Origin of the sequence: Streptomyces sp. NPDC058457, assembly GCF_042720695.1 — a bacterium.
GTDB lineage: Bacteria > Actinomycetota > Actinomycetes > Streptomycetales > Streptomycetaceae > Streptomyces.
Genome location: NZ_JBHXLU010000148.1, coordinates 1 through 17,641, shown reverse-complemented (window position 1 = coordinate 17,641; position 17,641 = coordinate 1). Strand labels below are relative to the sequence as shown.

At 71.2% G+C, this 17,641-nt stretch carries 19 protein-coding genes and 1 pseudogene; 16 read left to right on the top strand and 4 right to left on the bottom strand.

Annotated features, from left to right (window positions below):
* Nucleotides 1–157: 157 nt before the first annotated feature.
* Nucleotides 158–961 (bottom strand): annotated as a pseudogene (locus ACFWPS_RS52210) (DMT family transporter); the annotation flags it as partial.
* A 140-nt stretch (nt 962–1,101) separates the two neighbouring features.
* On the opposite strand from ACFWPS_RS52210, the gene ACFWPS_RS52205 reads away from it, so the two are divergent.
* The 7 genes from ACFWPS_RS52205 (at nt 1,102) to ACFWPS_RS52175 (ending at nt 7,844) form a co-directional block, all read left to right on the top strand.
* Nucleotides 1,102–1,959 (top strand): LysR family transcriptional regulator, encoded by an 858-nt coding sequence (locus ACFWPS_RS52205; RefSeq protein WP_383721139.1) that lies wholly within the window; start codon nt 1,102–1,104, stop codon nt 1,957–1,959.
* 104 nt (nt 1,960–2,063) lie between these two features.
* Nucleotides 2,064–2,714 carry a GntR family transcriptional regulator gene (locus tag ACFWPS_RS52200; protein WP_383721136.1) on the top strand — a complete coding sequence of 217 codons (651 nt, stop codon included), beginning with the start codon at nt 2,064–2,066 and terminating at the stop codon, nt 2,712–2,714.
* Between the two features lie 51 nt (nt 2,715–2,765).
* The gene (locus ACFWPS_RS52195; RefSeq protein ID WP_383721133.1) at nt 2,766–3,521 is read left to right on the top strand and encodes a PIG-L deacetylase family protein; all 756 of its coding nucleotides are present in this window, start codon (nt 2,766–2,768) and stop codon (nt 3,519–3,521) included.
* Nucleotides 3,518–4,213, top strand: coding sequence for a 4-carboxy-4-hydroxy-2-oxoadipate aldolase/oxaloacetate decarboxylase (locus ACFWPS_RS52190; RefSeq protein WP_383721130.1), 696 nt, complete (start codon nt 3,518–3,520; stop codon nt 4,211–4,213). The genes ACFWPS_RS52195 and ACFWPS_RS52190 overlap by 4 nt, the downstream gene beginning before the upstream one ends.
* Nucleotides 4,210–5,328 carry a 4-oxalomesaconate tautomerase gene (locus ACFWPS_RS52185; RefSeq protein WP_383721128.1) on the top strand — a complete coding sequence of 373 codons (1,119 nt, stop codon included), beginning with the start codon at nt 4,210–4,212 and terminating at the stop codon, nt 5,326–5,328. The genes ACFWPS_RS52190 and ACFWPS_RS52185 overlap by 4 nt, the downstream gene beginning before the upstream one ends.
* The gene (locus ACFWPS_RS52180) at nt 5,309–6,259 is read left to right on the top strand and encodes a VOC family protein (RefSeq protein ID WP_383721125.1); all 951 of its coding nucleotides are present in this window, start codon (nt 5,309–5,311) and stop codon (nt 6,257–6,259) included. Before ACFWPS_RS52185 ends, ACFWPS_RS52180 begins: the two co-directional genes overlap by 20 nt.
* Nucleotides 6,260–6,518: 259 nt before the next feature.
* A complete protein-coding gene (locus ACFWPS_RS52175) occupies nt 6,519–7,844 on the top strand; it encodes an MFS transporter (protein WP_383721122.1) in 1,326 nt (441 codons plus the stop codon).
* Nucleotides 7,845–7,898: 54 nt separating this feature from the next.
* On the opposite strand, the gene ACFWPS_RS52170 is transcribed toward ACFWPS_RS52175, so the two are convergent.
* The 3 genes from ACFWPS_RS52170 to ACFWPS_RS52160 all read right to left on the bottom strand — a co-directional run bounded on the left by ACFWPS_RS52170 (nt 7,899) and on the right by ACFWPS_RS52160 (nt 9,815).
* Nucleotides 7,899–8,663: an XRE family transcriptional regulator gene (locus ACFWPS_RS52170; RefSeq protein ID WP_383721119.1), complete on the bottom strand. Its 765-nt coding sequence runs from the start codon at nt 8,661–8,663 to the stop codon at nt 7,899–7,901.
* A 195-nt stretch (nt 8,664–8,858) separates the two neighbouring features.
* Entirely contained in the window at nt 8,859–9,281 is a 423-nt protein-coding gene (locus tag ACFWPS_RS52165; RefSeq protein WP_383721117.1) for an SH3 domain-containing protein, read from the bottom strand.
* Nucleotides 9,282–9,410: 129 nt separating this feature from the next.
* Complete coding sequence (locus tag ACFWPS_RS52160; protein WP_383721114.1) at nt 9,411–9,815, bottom strand: cupin domain-containing protein; 405 nt, start codon at nt 9,813–9,815, stop codon at nt 9,411–9,413.
* A gap of 216 nt (nt 9,816–10,031) precedes the next feature.
* Between ACFWPS_RS52160 and ACFWPS_RS52155 the strand changes: the two genes are divergently transcribed.
* From ACFWPS_RS52155 to ACFWPS_RS52115, 9 genes are all read left to right on the top strand, one after another.
* Nucleotides 10,032–10,595, top strand: coding sequence for a carboxymuconolactone decarboxylase family protein (locus ACFWPS_RS52155; protein WP_383721143.1), 564 nt, complete (start codon nt 10,032–10,034; stop codon nt 10,593–10,595).
* A 111-nt stretch (nt 10,596–10,706) separates the two neighbouring features.
* Complete coding sequence (locus tag ACFWPS_RS52150; RefSeq protein ID WP_383721110.1) at nt 10,707–11,618, top strand: LysR family transcriptional regulator; 912 nt, start codon at nt 10,707–10,709, stop codon at nt 11,616–11,618.
* A 121-nt stretch (nt 11,619–11,739) separates the two neighbouring features.
* Nucleotides 11,740–12,660, top strand: a complete 921-nt coding sequence (locus ACFWPS_RS52145; RefSeq protein WP_383721107.1) for a VOC family protein — start codon at nt 11,740–11,742, stop codon at nt 12,658–12,660.
* Between the two features lie 20 nt (nt 12,661–12,680).
* Nucleotides 12,681–14,129 (top strand): NAD-dependent succinate-semialdehyde dehydrogenase, encoded by a 1,449-nt coding sequence (locus ACFWPS_RS52140; protein ID WP_383721104.1) that lies wholly within the window; start codon nt 12,681–12,683, stop codon nt 14,127–14,129.
* Nucleotides 14,126–14,896, top strand: coding sequence for a fumarylacetoacetate hydrolase family protein (locus ACFWPS_RS52135; protein WP_383721102.1), 771 nt, complete (start codon nt 14,126–14,128; stop codon nt 14,894–14,896). The genes ACFWPS_RS52140 and ACFWPS_RS52135 overlap by 4 nt, the downstream gene beginning before the upstream one ends.
* Entirely contained in the window at nt 14,893–15,264 is a 372-nt protein-coding gene (locus ACFWPS_RS52130; RefSeq protein ID WP_383721099.1) for a VOC family protein, read from the top strand. Before ACFWPS_RS52135 ends, ACFWPS_RS52130 begins: the two co-directional genes overlap by 4 nt.
* Before the next feature lie 25 nt (nt 15,265–15,289).
* Nucleotides 15,290–16,075: an alpha/beta fold hydrolase gene (locus tag ACFWPS_RS52125; protein WP_383721096.1), complete on the top strand. Its 786-nt coding sequence runs from the start codon at nt 15,290–15,292 to the stop codon at nt 16,073–16,075.
* Nucleotides 16,072–16,530 carry a heme-binding protein gene (locus tag ACFWPS_RS52120; RefSeq protein ID WP_383721094.1) on the top strand — a complete coding sequence of 153 codons (459 nt, stop codon included), beginning with the start codon at nt 16,072–16,074 and terminating at the stop codon, nt 16,528–16,530. Before ACFWPS_RS52125 ends, ACFWPS_RS52120 begins: the two co-directional genes overlap by 4 nt.
* A 4-nt stretch (nt 16,531–16,534) precedes the next feature.
* On the top strand, nt 16,535–17,539 hold the full coding sequence (locus ACFWPS_RS52115) for a methionine synthase II (cobalamin-independent)-like protein (protein ID WP_383721092.1): 1,005 nt from the start codon (nt 16,535–16,537) through the stop codon (nt 17,537–17,539).
* The last annotated feature ends 102 nt before the right edge of the window (nt 17,540–17,641 follow it).

Sequence of the window (17,641 nt, the reverse complement as noted above, 5' to 3'; positions counted from 1 at the left end):
GGGCGGGCCGGGCCCCGCCGGGCGCCGCGGGGGTGGGGGCTGGATATTGGGGTGGCACCGGCTGGGACGGACGCCGGGGGTGGACGGGCGGGGTGGGATCCGTCGTGGGGGAACCGCGGGCCGGTTGGGGCTGGCCGCGCAGTTCCCCGCGCCCTTTACGGGGCGCCAGGCTCACGGCGTTTGCGGCGACCACCGCTCCTATCGCGGCCCACTCCAGCACTCCCAGATCCTGCCCCAGCACCACCCACCCCACCGCCGCCGCCAGGACCGGGTTGACGCTCATGAACAGGCCGAAGGTCTGGGCGGGGACCTTGCGCAGGGTCAGCAGGTCGGCCAGGTACGGCACCGCGGAGGACAGGACGCCCGCCGCCACCGCGCACAGGACGGCCCCGGCCGTCGGCGGGTGCCGTACCGCCACCACGATTCCCACCGGCAGGAACGTCAGTGCCGACACGCTCGCGGCCGTCGCCGGGCCCTGTGCTCCCGGTATCCGGTGCCCGACCACCCGGTTGAGCAGGATGTACGACGCCCAGCAGGCCGCGGCCACCAGGCCCAGGGCCATCCCCGCGTAGTCGGTCGACGGCCGCGGGCGCATCAGCACCACCACCCCCGCCGCCGCCAGCACCGCGCACCCCGCGTCCAGCCGGCGGCGGGACGCCGTGAGCGCGATGGTGAGCGGGCCCAGGAACTCCAGGGTGACCGCCAGGCCGAGGCCGACCCGGTCGATCGCGGTGTAGAGGGTCAGGTTCATCGTGCCGAAGACCACCGCGAGCAGCAGCACCGGCCACCACTGCCGCCAGGCGAAGTCCCGCGGGCGGGGCCGGCCGACGGCCACCAGGACGAGCGCGGCCACGTACTGCCGTACCGCCACCACCCCGAGCGGGCCGAGGACCGGGAAGGCGAGGGAGCCGATGGCCGCGCCGGTCTGGTTGGACAGGCCGCTGCCGAACATGGTGGCCACGCCGGAGAGCCGGGTCGGCGCGGACGGCGTGACCGCGGGGGAGGAGACGGGGCGTTCGAGGGCGCGTCGCATGGGAGGAGCGTCCGCCCGGTCCGCGCTTGCGCAAAATGCATGCGGCCCGGAATCTATACGCTGTCCGTATGGATGAGGTCGAGCTGCGGCAGCTGCGCTGTCTCGTCGCCATCGTCGACGAGGGCAGCTTCACCGACGCGGCGATCGCCCTGGGGGTCTCCCAGGCGGCCGTCTCCCGTACCCTGGCGGCCCTCGAACGCGTGCTGGGCGTGCGGCTGTTGCGGCGCACCTCGCGCGCGGTGACCCCGACGGCCACCGGACTGCGGGTGGTGGCGCGCGCCCGGCGGGTACTGGCGGACGTCGCCGGTCTGGTCCAGGAGGCCGGCTCGGGGCACACCCTGCTGCGGATCGGCTATGCCTGGTCGGCCGTGGGTCGGCACACCGTCGCCTTCCAGCGGGACTGGGCCGCGGCGTGCCCCGGGACCGATCTGCAGCTGGTCAGGGTCAACACGGCCTCCGCCGGCCTCGCCGAGGGCTTCTGCGACCTCGCGGTGGTGCGCCGCCCGCTTGAGGACCGCCGGTTCGACGCGGCCATCGTGGGGCTGGAGCGGCGGCTCGCCGCACTGGCCGCCGATGATCCGCTGGCCCGGCGCCGGACCGTACGCCTTGCCGAGCTCACCGGCAGGATCCTCCTGGTCGACCGGCGTACCGGCACCACCACCCCGGAGCTGTGGCCGCCGGAGTCGCGGCCGGTCGTCGAGGAGACGCACGACGTCGACGATTGGCTCACCGCCATCGGTGCCGGCCGTGCGGTCGGCGTGACCGCCGAGTCGACCGCCAACCAGTACCCGCGGCCCGGCATCGTCTACCGGCCGGTCCGGGACGCCGAACCGGTCGCCGTCCGGCTGGCCTGGTGGCGGGATGATCCGCACCCCGCCCAGCAGGCCGTTCTCGAACTGCTCAGTGACCTGTACCGCGGGGGCTGAGCGCACGGTCCGCCGGATTGCCCCGGCAATACGGCAGACAAAATTGTTGACAATCTTGTTTGGCTAGATTTACGTTCGACAGGCACTCACTCAGGGAGGGCGCAATGCCGAAGGAAGCCCGTCCGAGCACCGGAGAGCAGGCCAAGCAGCATGCGTTCACGCTGCTGCGGCAGGCGATCCTGCACGGCGAGATGGCCCCGGCCCAGCGGCTGGTGGAGAACGAACTCGCCGAGGAGTTCGGTGTGACGCGGGCCAGCATCCGTGCGGCACTGATCGATCTGGAGGCCCAGGGACTGGTCGAGCGGATCCGCAACCGCGGCTCGCGGGTGCGGGTGGTGACCGTGGAGGAAGCGGTCGCGATCACGGAGTGCCGCATGGTCCTGGAGGGACTGTGCGCGGCCAAGGCGGCCGTCGCGGCCAGCGACGAGCAGCTCACCGAACTCGCGGACCTCGGGGCGGCCATGACCAAGGCCGTCGCCGACGGCGAACCGGTCACCTACTCCGAGCTCAACCACGCGCTCCACGACAAGATCCGGGAGATCTCCGGCCAGCAGACCGCCGTGGAACTGCTGGAGCGGCTCAACGCCCAACTGGTGCGGCACCGCTTCCAGTTGGCGCTGCGCCCGGGGCGTCCGCAGCAATCCCTGAACCAGCATCTGGCGATGATCGAAGCGATCAGGGCCAGGGACCCGCAGGCGGCCGAGGCGGCCGTCCGCGCCCACCTCACGAGCGTGATCGACGCACTGAGCGACTGAGACGCCCGGGGCTGGGTGGGCGCACATCTGTCCACCAAGGAGAGTTCTTCAATGACGCACGCCAACGCGCCCGCCGAAACCCCACCGCGATCCACCCTGGTCGTCACCGCGCACGCCGGGGACTTCGTGTGGCGGGCGGGTGGAGCCATCGCCCTGGCCGCGTCCCGGGGCGAGAAGGTCACCATCGCGTGTCTGACCTTCGGCGAGCGCGGCGAGTCCGCCAAGGCGTGGCGCGAGGGCAGGAACCTGGAGGAGATCAAGGCGATACGGCGGGAGGAGGCGGAGAAGGCCGCCGCCGCGCTCGGCGCCGAGGTCCGTTTCTTCGACGCGGGCGACTACCCGCTGGTCGCCTCCGCCGAGCTGACCGACCAGCTGGTCGCGGTCTACCGGGAGGCCCAGCCCGACGTCGTGCTCACCCACCCCGTCGAGGATCCGTACAACGGCGACCACCCGGCCGCCAACCGGATGGCCCTGGAGGCCCGGATCCTCGCGCAGGCCATCGGGTACCCGGGCGAGGGCGACATCATCGGCGCCCCGCCGGTCTTCTACTTCGAGCCGCACCAGCCGGAGATGAGCGGCTTCAAGCCCGAGGTGCTGCTCGACATCACCGAGGTCTGGGACACCAAGCGCAAGGCGATGGAGTGCCTCGGCGCCCAGCAGCACCTGTGGGCCTACTACACCGATCTCGCCGTCCGCCGCGGCGTCCAGCTCAAGCGGAACGCCGGACCCAACCTGGGCCTGGCGCACAACACCATGGCCGAGGCGTTCATGCGGCCGTTCCCGCAGATCGCGCAGGAGCTGGCATGAGCGGTGTGATCGTCACCAACCCGCCGAAGGCGGAACTGAAGGACGTGGACGCCCTCGCCGGGTTCGGCGTCGCCACCGTGAGCGAGGCGATGGGGCGGACCGGCCTGCTGGGCCCGGGGATCCGGCCCGTCCAGCAGGGCGTACGGGTCGCCGGCACCGCCGTCACCGTGCTCAGCTGGCCCGGCGACAACCTCATGATCCACGCGGCCGTCGAGCAGTGCGGCGAGGGCGACATCCTGGTCGTCACCACCACCTCGCCCTGCACGGACGGGCTGTTCGGCGAGTTGTTCGCGACCGCGCTGAAGCAGCGCGGGGTGCGCGGGGTGGTCCTCAACACCGGTATCCGGGACACCCAGGAGCTGCGGGACATGGGCTTCGCCGCCTGGTCCCGGGCGGTCTCCTCGCAGGGCACGGTCAAGGCCACCGGCGGCTCGGTCAACGTGCCGATCGCCGTCGACGGCCAGGTGATCAACCCGGGTGACGTGATCCTCGCCGACGACGACGGGGTCGTGGTCGTACCCCGTGAGCGCGCCCGCGAGACGGTCGAGAAGTCCGAGGCCCGCGAGGCCAAGGAGGCCGCGACCCGCGCGGCGTTCATCGACGGCCAGCTGGGCCTCGACCGCTACGGGCTGCGGGAGACCCTCCAGCGGCTCGGCGTCGAGTACAGGTCGTACGAGGAGTACACCCAGTGACCGGGCCCGCGGAGGTGCGCTGCATGCTGATGCGCGGCGGCACCTCCAAGGGCGCCTACTTCCTGGCCGAGGACCTGCCCGCCGACCCCGCCGCCCGCGACGACCTGCTGCTGCGGGTGATGGGCAGCCCCGACCCGCGCCAGATCGACGGTCTGGGCGGGGCACACCCCCTCACCAGCAAGGTGGCGGTCGTCTCGGTCTCGGACGACCCGGAGGCGGACGTCGACTACCTGTTCCTCCAGGTCGCCGTCGACCGGCCCGAGGTGACCGACCGTCAGAACTGCGGGAACATCCTGGCCGGGGTCGGCCCGTTCGCCGTGGAGCGGGGGCTCGTGGCGCCCGGTGACGGCGAGACCTCGGTACGGATCCGGATGCTCAACACGCGGGAGCGGGCCGTCGCCACCTTCCCGACCCCGGGCGGGCGCGTCGACTACACCGGGGACGCCGAGATCTCCGGGGTGCCCGGCACGGCCGCCCCGGTGGTGATCGAGTTCCCGGCCGGTGAGAGCCCGCTGCTGCCCACCGGCAACGTCCGTGACACCGTCGCGGACACGGCGGTGACCTGTGTCGACAACGGCATGCCGACCGTGCTGATCGCGGCGAGCGCCCTCGGCGTCACCGGGTACGAGGCGCCCAAGGACCTGGAGGAGGACCTGGCCCTCGCCGACCGGCTGCACGAGATCCGGCTGGCGGCGGGCAAGCTGATGGGCCTCGGGGACGTCGAGACCGCCACCGTGCCCAAGCTCAGCCTGCTCGCCCCGCCCCGCGACGGCGGCGCGGTCACCACCCGGACCTTCATCCCCGTCCGCTGCCACACCTCCATCGGCGTCCTCGGCGCCGCGAGCGTGGCCGCGGGGCTCAGGCTGCCCGGCGGCGTGGGGGAGAGGATCGCCCGGCTCCCCGAACACGGCGACCGCATCCGCATCGAACACCCCACCGGATTCCTGGAGATCGACACCAGCGTCGACCCCGGCTCCGACGGCTCCCCGCCGGCCGCCCGCCGCACCGCGGTCGTCCGCACCGCCCGCAAGATCTTCGACGGCACCGTCTTCCCACGCGCCGCCGCCCTTCCCGCACGACCTCAAGGAGGCAACGATGGCTCCGCCGCTCGGTGACATCGCCCATATCGGCCACGCCCAGCTGTTCACCCCGGACCTGGACGCCAGCGTCGCCTTCTTCACCGACTACCTCGGACTGACCGTCAACGGCCAGGACGGCGACACCGTCTACCTCCGCACCTACGACGACTACGAGCACCACAGCCTGGTCCTCACCGCCCGCGAGCAGCCCGGCCTCGGCCGGCTCGCCCTGCGCACCTCCGGCGAGGAGGCCCTCCACCGCCGTGTCAAGGCGATCGAGGAGGCCGGCGGCACCGGCCACTGGGTGGAGGACGAGCCCGGCCTCGGCAAGCTCTACGTCACCACCGACCCGGACGGCCACGAGCACGCCCTCTACTGGGAGAGCGAGCACTACCGGGCCCCCGACGAGCTGAAGCCCGCGCTGAAGAACCAGCCGCAGGCCAAGCCCAACCGGGGGGTCGGCGTGCGCCGCCTTGACCACGTCAACTTCCTGGCAGCCGACGTGCTCGCCAACTCCGAGTTCCAGGAACACGTGCTGGGCGCCAGGCCGACCGAACAGGTCCGCCTCGACAACGGGACGATCGCGGCCCGCTGGCTGACCTTCACCCACAAGTCGTACGACGTCGTCTACACCTCCGACTGGACCGGCTCGACCGGACGGCTGCACCACATCGCCTTCGCGACCGACACCCGCGAGGACATCCTGCGCGCGGCCGATCTCGCCATCGACACCGGCGTGTTCATAGAGACCGGCCCGCACAAGCACGCCATCCAGCAGACGTTCTTCCTGTACGTCTACGAGCCCGGCGGCAACCGCATCGAGCTGTGCAACCCGCTCACCCGGCTGGTGCTGGCGCCCGACTGGCCGCTGGTCACCTGGACCGAGGCCGAACGGGCCAAGGGGCAGGCGTGGGGGCTCAAGACGATCGCGTCCTTCCACACGCACGGGACGCCGCCGGTCGGCTGACCCGGTTTCGGCCTCTGGGGGGTGGGTGACGCGTCAAGGCGCGTCGCCCACCCCCCTTTGCCACCTGGGGTTTTTCTCCCCCGTCACGGCGACGGCCCGGCGGTGTCCGGATTGTTGCTGTGATTGTTGACAAAAGTGTTGACGTTTTTGCTCGCCAATCCTTAGCGTCTACGCACCACGGGTCAGCAGCACGAGCCGCGTCGACCCCCTCTACCGCTTCCCCTCCAGGGAACGCATCCTGGACGAGAGGAAAACAAAGATGTCCTCCTCACCCGCCCTGTCCGCTCGCGGCAGCAAACTGGCCCAGCTGGTCGTCGGCCTGTGCTGGCTGGCCGTGCTCTTCGACGGCCTCGACATGTTCATCTACGGCTCGGTGCTGCCCCACCTGCTGGAGACCAAGACCTTCGGCATCACCCCGGACAAGGCCGGCGACCTCGGCTCCTACGCCACCTTCGGCATGCTGGTGGGCGCCCTGACCGCGGGCACGATCGCGGACCGGATCGGCCGCAAGCAGCTGATGATCGCCAGTGTCACGCTCTTCTCGCTCGCCTCCGGCATCTGCGCGATCTCCGGCAGCCTCACGGTCTTCGGCCTCGGCCGCACCCTGGCCGGCGTCGGCCTCGGCGGGCTGCTGCCCACCGCGATCAGCATGGTCTCCGACTACGCCAGGGGCGGCCGGATCGCGATCACCATCGGCGTGCTGATGACCGCCCACCACGCGGGCGGCATCCTCTCCGCGTACGTCGCCAAGTGGCTGGTCGACCCGTACGGCTGGCGCTCCGCCTTCTGGGTCTGCGTGCTCCCGCTGCTCTTCGTCCCCGTCCTGCTGAAGCTCCTGCCCGAGTCGCTGAGCTTCCTGGTCGCCAAGGGCCGCACCGAGGAGGCCACCGCCCTGGCCGACCGCTACGAGGTCGAACTGCCCGCCGTCGCGGCCAAGAAGACCGCCGCCGACCGCTGGGACGCGCTGCGCAACCTGTTCCGCGGCGGAGAGTGGCTGCAGACCCTGCTGTACTGGCTGGCCTCCTTCGGCGGCCTGCTGCTGGTCTACGGCGTCGCCACCTGGCTGCCGACCCTGATGCGCACCGAGGGCTACGAGCTCGCCAACGCCCTGACCTTCGTCGTCGTCTTCAACCTCGGCGGCATCGTCGGCATGCTGGTCGCGGGCCGCGCCGCCGACCGGTTCGGCGCCCCGCGCATCGCGGCGATCTGGTTCGCCCTCACCGCCGTCGGCGTCTACCTGCTCAGCGCCCACATGCCGATGGGCGTGACCACCCTGGTCGTCTTCCTCACCGGCGTCTTCCTCAACAGCGCCCAGACGATGATCTACGCGACCGTCTCCATCCGCTCCACCCCGGACAACCGTGCCACCGCCGTCGGCTGGACCTCCGGCATGGGCCGCTTCGGTGCCGTCTTCGGCCCCTGGCTCGGCGGTCAGCTGCTCGCCGCGGGCAACGGCGACTGGGGCTTCACCGCCTTCGCACTGGCCGGTGTCTCCTCGATGGTGTTCATCGGCATCGCAGCGCTGCGCTCGGCCAGGCAGCCGCAGGCCAGCAACGACCAGGAGAAGCTGGTCGCCGCCCACTGACCGGTCCCCCGGACCGGTCCGGCGCCGCGCCCCTTCCACGGGCGCGGCGCCTTCCTACTGCTCGCCGGCGGGCTCCGCCTCCAGCCCGGTGCAGGCCAGTCGTCCCGCCACCTCGGCGCACGCCTCCACCCCCCGCGGGGCCGGCACCGCGAGCATCGGGCTGGTGTAGCCGGCGGAGTCCTCGGCGGGGTAGCTCGCGGAGAGCACGTCCTGCCCGGCCCGGACCGAGACCTCCCGGGCGTGCGGGGTGTGCGGCCGTACCTCGGACCAGGCGGTGCCGCAGGCGGGGGACCAGCGCAGCCGGACGTCGTAGGCGGGGTCGGTGACGGTGCTCTTGGTCTGCGCGTCCCGTGCGCAGTCCGAGGCGTCCGGCAACTCGCCCTGGCAGGACCGGCCATGACAGCGCGGCGCCCCCGACACCGGCTGGGCGCCCTGCCCGCCCCGCCGGTCCGAGACGGTCACGGCGGCCGCGGTCACCCCGGCCACGGTGAGCAGGGCGACGGCGGTGAGCGGCAGCCGCCACCACCGGCTGGCCGGCCGCCGCTCCTGGACCGCCTCGGTGACCGGCGGCTCCTCGGGGGCCTCGCACAGCGCCAGCACGGCCGCGGGGTCGGCGCCCGCGAGCCGGGCCAGGGCCTCCACGGCCGCACGTGGCGGCCGCTTGTCGCCGGAGAGATAGCGGTGCCAGGCGGACTTGCTGTAGGGGGTGCGGGCGGCCAGCGCCGCGAGGCTCAGTCCCGTACGCTCCTTCAGTTCGCGCAGCCTCGCCGCCGGCGACTCGTCCGGTGGGGTGGTTCTCGCTCCTTCGGAGTGCGGCATGTCGCGTGCCTCGACTTCATTACGCTATGGGCGTTTCGCCCCTGTTGTCGGAATGGCTTCCCATCGGGACCGGGCCCGCAATCGGCGAACAGGTGTGAAGACGGTGAATCGAGTGGTGCATGTCGAAGGCCTGTTCGGGAACGCGGAGTTCCCGAACAGGCCTCTGGGGTCAGGGAGTACGGCGGTGCGAGCCCGTCAGCACCACGGGACGGCGTGGCCGACCCGGACGTAGTGGGCGGAGACGTACCCCTTGTGGTGCGGGAGCCGGTACCAGGTGTGGTTGCCGCGCACCGAGCCGCCGTACGTCTTGCAGGTCAGCGGGACGAGGTGGTGGCTGTGGCGGTGGCTCACCACGCGGTAGCGGGTGCCCGGGCCGGAGCGCACGTTGAGCCGGACACGGTGCGTGGTCACCCGGCCGACGTTCCGGTACGTGTAGTGGCGGTGGTGGAGGCGGTGGGCCGCCGGCGCGGGCAGGGTGGTGTAGTTGTAGAACTGCACGATTCCCTGGGGCGCGGGGACCGGGGTGGCGGCGCTCGCGGTGGCGGCCCCGGCCGTGGGCAGGAACGCGAACACCGCGACCGTGGCCAGCAGGCCGTTCTTCAGGATCCGACGGGACATGGAAACCTCCGTGCTGTCGTGCTCGTGACCACGAAGCGTGATCACGAGTCGGAGCGTTTCCGTGCCGGACGGCCGCCATGTCGTCCCCGCGTGCCCTGGAACGGCTGGGACGTCCCAGGGCACGCGGGCTCAGCCCATCTGGTCCTCGGCCGACAGGTGCTCGACCGTCTTCCCGGTGGCCGTGAAGGTCCGCGTGACATACCCCGACGAGTACACCCACAGGATCCGCAGCGGGGTGTCGCCGACGTTGCGGAACAGGTGGGGGACGGGGGACGGGACGTACGTGGTGTCGAACCGTGCAAGGCGGGTCACCTCGCCGTCCACCCACACCTCCGCCTCGCCCTCCAGGACGGTGACGTGCTCGTCGCAGTTGTGCGAGTGCAACGGCGCCCCGGAGCCCACCGGGTAGACGCTCATCCCGCTGGTGATGAGGTTCTCCCCGCCCGCCGACGGCGTGGTGATCAGCGGTGTCGTCACGACCGCACCGCCCCGGTCCAGCAGGGGCACGGACGCGGCCTTGATGATCGTGGTCATCCGGGGGTTCCTCTCCACTACGACGTACCTGACTCGCCGACCGACGGTAGGCCGCGGGCGCGTGAACGGGTGCCCCCTGGCGTGCAGTTTTACCTTGCGCTCCGGGAGGTGTGAGCGGCCGCGAAGCGGCTGTAGCGTCACCTCGCAATCCACGGCCGCCGGAGAGAAAAGGCAGGTACCGGCCCCATGAGGCTCCCCGTTCTCAGCGAAGACGACATGGACCCGCGCCAGCAGGAGCTGGCCGCGCGGATCGCGGGCCGCCGCGGCGCCGTCCGCGGCCCGTTCCGGGTCTGGCTGCACAGCCCGGAGATGTGCGAACGCGCGGAGTCCCTCGGCGCCTTCGCCCGCTTCGACTGCAGCCTCCCCAAGCACCTGCGCGAACTGACCCTGCTGATGGCCGCCCGCAACTGGGACGCCCAGTACTCCTGGAACGCCCATGTCCACCAGGCGATCGAGGCCGGCATCCCGGAAGCGGCCGTACAGGCCGTCGCCGAGAAGCGCGAGGCGGTCCTCGGGGACGAGGCGGACCAGGCGTTCTACCAGTTCTGCCGGGAGATCCTGGAGGAGCACTTCGTCACCGACGAGACCTTCGCCCGCGCCCTGGCGCACTTCGGCCCCAAGGGGCTGGTCGACACGATCGGCGCGCTCGGCAACTTCACCATGCTCGGCATGTGCCTGAACACCTTCCAGGTGGACCTCCAGGCCGACCGGGAGCCGCCGTTCCCGGACATCCGCGGCTATGGCCGGATCGCCCAGGACGGCGTCCGATCCGAGGCCTGACCATGAGAAACGCGGCCGATCTTTTAAGCGGGGAGACGTTGACAGGATTGCCGACATTCGATTTGTGTGGGTGACCAGCGCGGGCGAGCCGCACGCGCGTTCGGAGGAAAAATGGATCGCTTGCTCCTGATGCACAGCTTCGTGACCGTCGCCCAGGTCGGCAGTTTCAGCGGGGCCGCCAAGAAACTGGGCTCGTCCGGCTCCCTGGTGTCCCGGCACGTGGCGGAGCTGGAGCGGCAGATCGGCGTACGCCTGGTCAACCGCACCGCCCGTTCCGTGAGCCTCACCGAGCCGGGCCAGCGGTACGCCGAATTCGCCGCCCGCATTCTCGACGAGATCGAGGCCGAGGACGCCGGTATCGCCCAGCTCCACGACCGGCCCGAGGGCACCCTCAGCGTCATCTGTCCGAAGTGGATAGGCAGCCTCGACCTCGGGGACGCCATTGCCGCGTTCTCGGCGACGCATCCGAAGATCCAGGTCCGGTTCGAACTCGGAGGGATGTCCGACCGCACCTACGACTTCCTGGACAGCGGATTCGACGTCGCCTTCCACACCCGGGACCTCAGGGACTCCAGCGTCCGGCTGAAGAAGATCGCCTCACTGCCGTTCGTGCTGTGCGCCTCCGCGGAGTACATCGAACGGTGCGGGACGCTCGCCCACCCGAACGATCTCGCCGCCCACGACTGCCTGGTCCACCTGAACGACCCGGTCTGGCGGATCGGCCACGGGCACGCCAGCACCCTGCACAAGATCCGCAACATCGCGTTCTCGTCCAACTCCTACATCGCCCTGCAGAAGGCGGCGGTGCACGGCCGCGGCATCGCCCTGCTGCCCCAGCGCCCGGTCTACGACGACCTGGTCTCCGGCGCCCTCCAGGTGCTGCTGCGGGACCTCGCCGTACCCGACCGCCCGCTGTACGCGATCTACGGCCCCGGACAGGACACCCCGCGCAAGATCAGCGTCTTCCTGGACTTCCTCGCCGAGTGGTTCGCACAGAACCCGATTCCCGCGATCCGGTCGTAGGCCGGGCGGCCCGAGTGGCCCAAGCCGCAAGAAACGCTTGCGCATTCCGTAGAGCTCAGGCCATTGAGCCCCTCGCGAGCCGAAATCTACGCTCGCGAGGCGACCCGGAAACGAGGAATCCATGGGAATCCAGAGAATCGAATCGGTCACCTACGGCATCGACGACCTCGGCGTATGTGTCCGGTTCTTCGACGACTTCGGGCTGTCCATGGTGGAACGCACCGACGAGCACGCGGTGTTCGAGACCCGCACCGCCCAGACCCTCCACCTCGACGCCCTGCCGTCGCCGTCGCTGCCGGCCCCCGTCGAGGACGGACCGACGCTGCGCGAGGTCGTCTGGGGCGTCGACACCCCCGAGGAGCTGGAGCGCCTGGTGGCCGAGGCGGGCCGGGACCGTGAGGTCCGCGAGAGCGCCGACGGCGTCCACCACACCGTCGACGAGACCGGCTTCGGCGTCGGCCTGACCCTGGCCCGCCCCGCACCGGCCCCGGTCACCCCCCGCCCCGCCAACACCCTCGGCAGCGTCACCCGCTGGAACACCGCCCTGGAGCCGATCACCCGGGTCCGCCCGCTGCGCATGTGCCACGTCGCCCTGAACATCCCCAAGGAGGGCCGTGCGGCGGCCGTCGGCTTCTACGTCGACCGGCTCGGGTTCCGCCCGACCGACGTGGTCGAGCCGATGGGCGTCTTCATGCAGGCCCCGGGCGACGACGACCAGCACACCATGCTGCTGTGCCACCGCCCCGACAAGGCGGGCGTCAACCACATCGCCTACGAGGTGCCCGGCTTCGACGACGTCATCGAGGGCGGCAACTACATGATCGAGCACGGCTGGCGGGAGGCCCGCAGGCTCGGCCGGCACACCATCGGCTCCAACGTCTTCCGCTTCCTGCACGCCCCGTGCGGCGGCCGCGTCGAGTACGCCGCCGACATGGACCGGGCCGACGAGAAGTACGGCACCCGGGTCCACGAGACGACCCCGCCGCACCACATCTGGGCCCTGCGCACCAACCGCGACCAGGAAGCCCCCACCGCGTCCTGACCCTGAGAGGGCACCCCTTCATGACCACCGACCACGGCTATCCCGCCGTCCGCATGTACATAGCGGGCCAGTGGTGCCAGGGCGGCACCGGACGGACCGCCCCCGTCGTCAACCCCGCCACCGAGGAGACGATCGGCGAGGTCCCCCTCGCCACCCCCGCCGACCTCGACCGCGCACTCGAAGCCGCCGAGCACGGATTCAGGGTGTGGCGCGCGACCTCGATCGCCAAGCGCAGCGCGATCCTGGACCGCGCCGCCGACCTGATCGCCGAACGCGCCGCCGCCATCGGCCGCGTGATGACCCTGGAGCAGGGCAAGACCCTCGCCGAGTCCACGGGCGAGGCCAAGCGCACCGCCGACACCCTGCGCTGGCACGTCGAGGACGCCCGCCGCGCGTACGGCCGTATCATCCCGTCCGCCCCGGGCACGGTCCTCACCGTCCGCCGCGAACCGATCGGGCCCGTCGCCGCCTTCGTCCCCTGGAACTTCCCGGTCGGCGGCCCCAACCGCAAGATCTCCTCGGCCCTCTCGGCCGGCTGCTCGATCGTCATCAAGGCCTCCGAGGAGACCCCGGCGACAGCCGCCGCCCTGGTGGAGTGCTACGCGGACGCCGGACTGCCCGCCGGAGTGCTCAACCTCGTCTTCGGCGAGCCCGCCGAGGTCTCCGCCCACCTCATCGCCTCCCCGGTCACCCGGATGATCGCCTTCACCGGCTCGGTGCCCGTCGGCAAGCTCCTCGCCGCCGAGACCGGCAAGGTCATGAAGCCGTCCCTGATGGAGCTGGGCGGCCACGCCCCGGTCATCGTCTGCGCCGACGCCGACCCCGGACAGGCCGCCCGCCGCGCCGCCCAGGCGAAGTTCTTCAACGCCGGCCAGGTGTGCACCTCACCGAGCCGCTTCCTGGTCCACGAGTCCCTGGTGGAGGACTTCACCGCCGAGTTCGTGAAGGCCGCCGAGTCGGTCGTCGTCGGCGACGGACTGACCCAGGGCACCACCATGGGCCCCCTCGCGAACGAGCGCCGGCTGCGGTCGACCGAACGGCTGACGGCGGACGCGGCACGCAAGGGAGCCACCGTCCGCACCGGCGGCGAACGGCTCGACCGCCCCGGCTACTTCTTCGCGCCGACCGTCCTCACCGACGTACCGGCGGACGCGGACCTGATGTCCGAGGAGCCGTTCGGGCCGCTCGCACCCATCGTGCCCTTCAGCGACCTCGAAGACGCGCTGGCCACCGCCAACTCGCTGCCGTTCGGCCTCGCCGCCTACGGCTTCACCAGGTCGGCGGCCACCGCCGAGAAGCTCTCCGACGGACTGGAGGCCGGCATCCTCTCCCTCAACCACTGCGGCGGCTCGGTGCACGAGGCGCCCTCCGGCGGAGTCAAGGACAGCGGGTACGGCCGGGAGGGCGGGCCGGAGGCGCTGGACGCCTACCTGGTCACCAAGCGCGTCTCCCACCTGCTGACGCCATGAGGTACGCGCGAGTCTCGGTGGAGGGCCGGGCGGTCTGGGGCCGGGTACAGGGGGCACGCGTCGAACTGCTCTCCGGGTCGCCGCTGGAGGGCGAGCCCGACGTCCTCGGCACGATCCCCGTCGCCGGGGCCGTCTGGCTGCCGCCCGTCGTCCCGGGCGTGTTCTACGCCGTCGGCTACAACTACCCGCGGCACATCGAGCACATGGGCGCCGCGACCCCCGAACGTCCCGAGGTCGGCTACCGGGCCAACAACGCGCTCACCGGCCACCGTTCGCCGATCGTCAGACCGGCCGAGGTGACCGGACGCTTCGAGGCCGAACCGGAACTGGTCGCCGTGATCGGCCGTACGCTCCGGTACGCCGACCGCGAGGAGGCCCGCAAGGCGGTGTTCGGCTGGACCATCGGCAACGACGTCAGCGCCCGCACCTGGCAGCACCAGGACCGCACCTTCTGGCGCAGCAAGAACAGCGACACGTTCAAACCGATGGGGCCGTGGATCGAGACCGAGGTCGACGCGCTCGCCCAGACGACCACCCTGAGCGTCAACGACGAGGTGCGCGCCACGTTCCCGACCGGGGACATGGTCTTCGACCCCTTCGACTTCATCGTCGAGATCACCAGGCACATCACCCTGCACCCCGGTGACGTGCTGTGGATGGGCGCCGAGTCCACCTGCCAGATCGAGCCCGGCGACACCGTCGAGGTCGCGATCAGCGGTATCGGCGTGCTGTCCAACCCCGTACACCTGGAAGGCAACCACTCATGACCGCGGAACCCCGCTACATCCACCACGTCAACTTCCCCACCACCGACCCCGATCGCACCGCGGCCTGGTACACCAAGGTGTTCGGGATGAAGCGCATCATGCCCAAGTCCAACACCCGCGTGGTGCTGATGACCAGGGGAAACTTCGACCTGCACTTCACTCCCGTGGAGGAGATGGAGCGCATGGCGCCCTACCACTTCGCCGTCGAGGTCGACGACTGGGACGACTTCCTCGCCCATCTCAGGGAACTGGGCATCCGGCACACCCGGCCGATCGAACGCCCCGAGAACCAGTCCAAGTTCTGCTACATCCACGACCCCGACCACACCATGATCGAGCTCGTCTACCACAGCCGCCGCCCCAACTAAGCGCATCAGTACGGGAGTTCACCCCATGCCCATCGCCGACTCCGACGGCACCTCCATCTACTACGAGCGCCACGGCAGCGGCCCGGCGATCCTTTTCGTGCACGGCAGCGGCGGCCACCACGCCGCCTGGTGGCAGCAAGTGGCCGCACTGCGCGAGGAGTTCACGGTCCTCACCGTGGACCTGCGCGGCTTCGGCAAGTCCGACTCGTCCATGGCCGAGTTCGACGGCCAGGACTTCCCCGGTGACGTGGTCGCCGTCCTCGACCACGAGGACATCACCGACGCCATGCTGGTCGGCCAGTCCATCGGCTCCGTCGCCGCCCTGCGCGCCGCGCTGCTGCGCCCCGAGCGGGTCTCCTCGGTCGTCCTCGGCCACTCCCTCGGCGGCATCAGCCACCCCGAGCTGACGGAACTCGCCGCCGCCGACCGCGCGGAGGCCGTGAAACTGCCGGTCATCGACCGGCTGCTGACCACATCGTTCCAGCGGGAGCGGGCCGACCTCACCTTCCTCTTCCAGCAGATGGGCACGTTCAACGTGGCCAGGATGCAGGACCTGCGCAACCTCGACACGAACGGCCCCTCCCTGGAGGAGATCGGGGCCTCCGGCGTCAGGGTCGCCTTCCTGGCGGGCGAGAAGGACGCCGTCCTCAGCGTCAAGACGGTCACCCGCGCCCACGAACTGCTGGCCGGCTCGCACCTGGAGATCGTCCCGGACGCCCCGCACTCCATGTACTGGGAGGCGCCCGAGCAGTACAACACCGCCGTCGCCCGGCTCCGCCGCACCCTCACCGCACCGAAGGAAGCAGCATGACCAGCCTCACCCTGGCCGCCGCCGAGGAGATCATCGGCGCCGCCCACCAGCGCGCCCAGGAGATCGGCAAGGCGGTGAGCGTCGCCGTCGTGGACGCCGGCGGCTTCCCGATCGCCATCCGCCGCCCCGACGGCGCCCGCCCGCTCACCCCCGACATCGCCCGCGCCAAGGCCTACACCGCCGCGATCATGCAGCGCCCCGGCAAGATGCTGAAGAAGTGGCAGGAGTCCCAGCCGGTCTTCTTCGCCCAGCTCTCCCAGCTCCCCGGCGCCGCCCTGCCGATCATGGCCACCGAGGGCAGCCTCACCATCAAGAAGGACGGCGAGATCATCGGCGGACTCGGCATCGCCGGCGGCACCGCGGACGAGGACCAGCGGATCGCCGAGGAGGTCCTGAAGGCCCTCGGCTACGAGCTGGAGTTCGCCGCGTGGGGCGTCGCCGGCGGAAAGGACTGAGACCATGGCGGACACGTTCAACTACCGCATCGACCACCACGGCAGCCTGGTCCGCCCGGCAGGCCTGTCCACCGCCGACCCGGAGTCCGTCGACGCGGCGGTCCGGGAAGCGGTCGCCTACCAGCGCAAGCTCCGCTCCACCGTCGTCACCGACGGCGACTTCCCGCGCGAGGACTTCCGCGGCGCGGTCCTCGACGGCGTGTCGGGCTTCCGCCGAACCGACGAGACGGGCCCGGACGGCCTGGTCCGCTGGGTCGCCGAGGCACTGCCCAAGGCCAACGGCCCGCTGCTCGCCGACCAGGCCGCCAAGCTCGCCGAACTGACGGTGATCGCCCCCAAGGCCACGCTGCCCTCCCCGGCATATCTGGCGGCGACGACCTTCCAGCCCGACCTCGGTGTCTCCTCGGCCCGGGAACTGGGCGAGGCCCTCGCGGAGATCGTCCGGGCCGAGATCGAGCTGCTGGTGTCGAAGGGCGTCCGCCTGATCCAGCTCGACAACCCGCTCCTGCTCGCCCAGTTGAGTACCGACCCGGCCGACCCCGGCGCACTGTCCTTCGAGGACGCGCTGGCTGTCGATTCCCTCGCAGTACGGCTTGACGAGCGCCCGGAGAGTGTCCGCATCGGCGTCGCTCCCGGCTGGTCGGCCCCGGCAGAGGTGGACCGGGCCCGCGCCGGGCAACTGTACGCCGGCATCGCCGCCGACCGCTGGATCCTCCCGTTCGACCAGGGCACACCGGCCGAACTCGACCTCGTCAAGGCACTCCCGGACGACCGCGACTTCTGCCTGGGTGTGGTCGACGCGACCGCACCGGGGCTGGAGGACATCGACACGGTGATGTTCCGTATCGACGCGGCCGGTGAGTTCAAGGACCTGGAGGACGGGGCCGTATCCCCGTCACGGGGCTTCGCGGACGTGGCTGCGCGGCCACTGCTGACCGCAGAGGACCAGCAGCGCAAACTGGTGCTGGTCGAGACCATCGCCCGGTACTGCTGGGGCAACGAGTTCTGAGCGCTCCGCTGGAAGCGCTGCCGTCTGCGGCGCCGTCGTGGCCGGTCGCGCAGTTCCCCGCGCCCCTGAAGGGGCGCTCGTGCAGCGCCCCTTTCTTTGAGG

Coding starts and splice junctions, on each gene's coding strand:
- ACFWPS_RS52205 (WP_383721139.1), top strand. CDS start 1,102: ATGGATGAGGTCGAGCTGCGGCAGCTGCGCTGTCTCGTCGCCATCGTC.
- ACFWPS_RS52200 (WP_383721136.1), top strand. CDS start 2,064: ATGCCGAAGGAAGCCCGTCCGAGCACCGGAGAGCAGGCCAAGCAGCAT.
- ACFWPS_RS52195 (WP_383721133.1), top strand. CDS start 2,766: ATGACGCACGCCAACGCGCCCGCCGAAACCCCACCGCGATCCACCCTG.
- ACFWPS_RS52190 (WP_383721130.1), top strand. CDS start 3,518: ATGAGCGGTGTGATCGTCACCAACCCGCCGAAGGCGGAACTGAAGGAC.
- ACFWPS_RS52180 (WP_383721125.1), top strand. CDS start 5,309: ATGGCTCCGCCGCTCGGTGACATCGCCCATATCGGCCACGCCCAGCTG.
- ACFWPS_RS52175 (WP_383721122.1), top strand. CDS start 6,519: ATGTCCTCCTCACCCGCCCTGTCCGCTCGCGGCAGCAAACTGGCCCAG.
- ACFWPS_RS52170 (WP_383721119.1), bottom strand. CDS start 8,663: ATGCCGCACTCCGAAGGAGCGAGAACCACCCCACCGGACGAGTCGCCG.
- ACFWPS_RS52165 (WP_383721117.1), bottom strand. CDS start 9,281: ATGTCCCGTCGGATCCTGAAGAACGGCCTGCTGGCCACGGTCGCGGTG.
- ACFWPS_RS52160 (WP_383721114.1), bottom strand. CDS start 9,815: ATGACCACGATCATCAAGGCCGCGTCCGTGCCCCTGCTGGACCGGGGC.
- ACFWPS_RS52155 (WP_383721143.1), top strand. CDS start 10,032: ATGGACCCGCGCCAGCAGGAGCTGGCCGCGCGGATCGCGGGCCGCCGC.
- ACFWPS_RS52150 (WP_383721110.1), top strand. CDS start 10,707: ATGGATCGCTTGCTCCTGATGCACAGCTTCGTGACCGTCGCCCAGGTC.
- ACFWPS_RS52145 (WP_383721107.1), top strand. CDS start 11,740: ATGGGAATCCAGAGAATCGAATCGGTCACCTACGGCATCGACGACCTC.
- ACFWPS_RS52140 (WP_383721104.1), top strand. CDS start 12,681: ATGACCACCGACCACGGCTATCCCGCCGTCCGCATGTACATAGCGGGC.
- ACFWPS_RS52135 (WP_383721102.1), top strand. CDS start 14,126: ATGAGGTACGCGCGAGTCTCGGTGGAGGGCCGGGCGGTCTGGGGCCGG.
- ACFWPS_RS52130 (WP_383721099.1), top strand. CDS start 14,893: ATGACCGCGGAACCCCGCTACATCCACCACGTCAACTTCCCCACCACC.
- ACFWPS_RS52125 (WP_383721096.1), top strand. CDS start 15,290: ATGCCCATCGCCGACTCCGACGGCACCTCCATCTACTACGAGCGCCAC.
- ACFWPS_RS52120 (WP_383721094.1), top strand. CDS start 16,072: ATGACCAGCCTCACCCTGGCCGCCGCCGAGGAGATCATCGGCGCCGCC.
- ACFWPS_RS52115 (WP_383721092.1), top strand. CDS start 16,535: ATGGCGGACACGTTCAACTACCGCATCGACCACCACGGCAGCCTGGTC.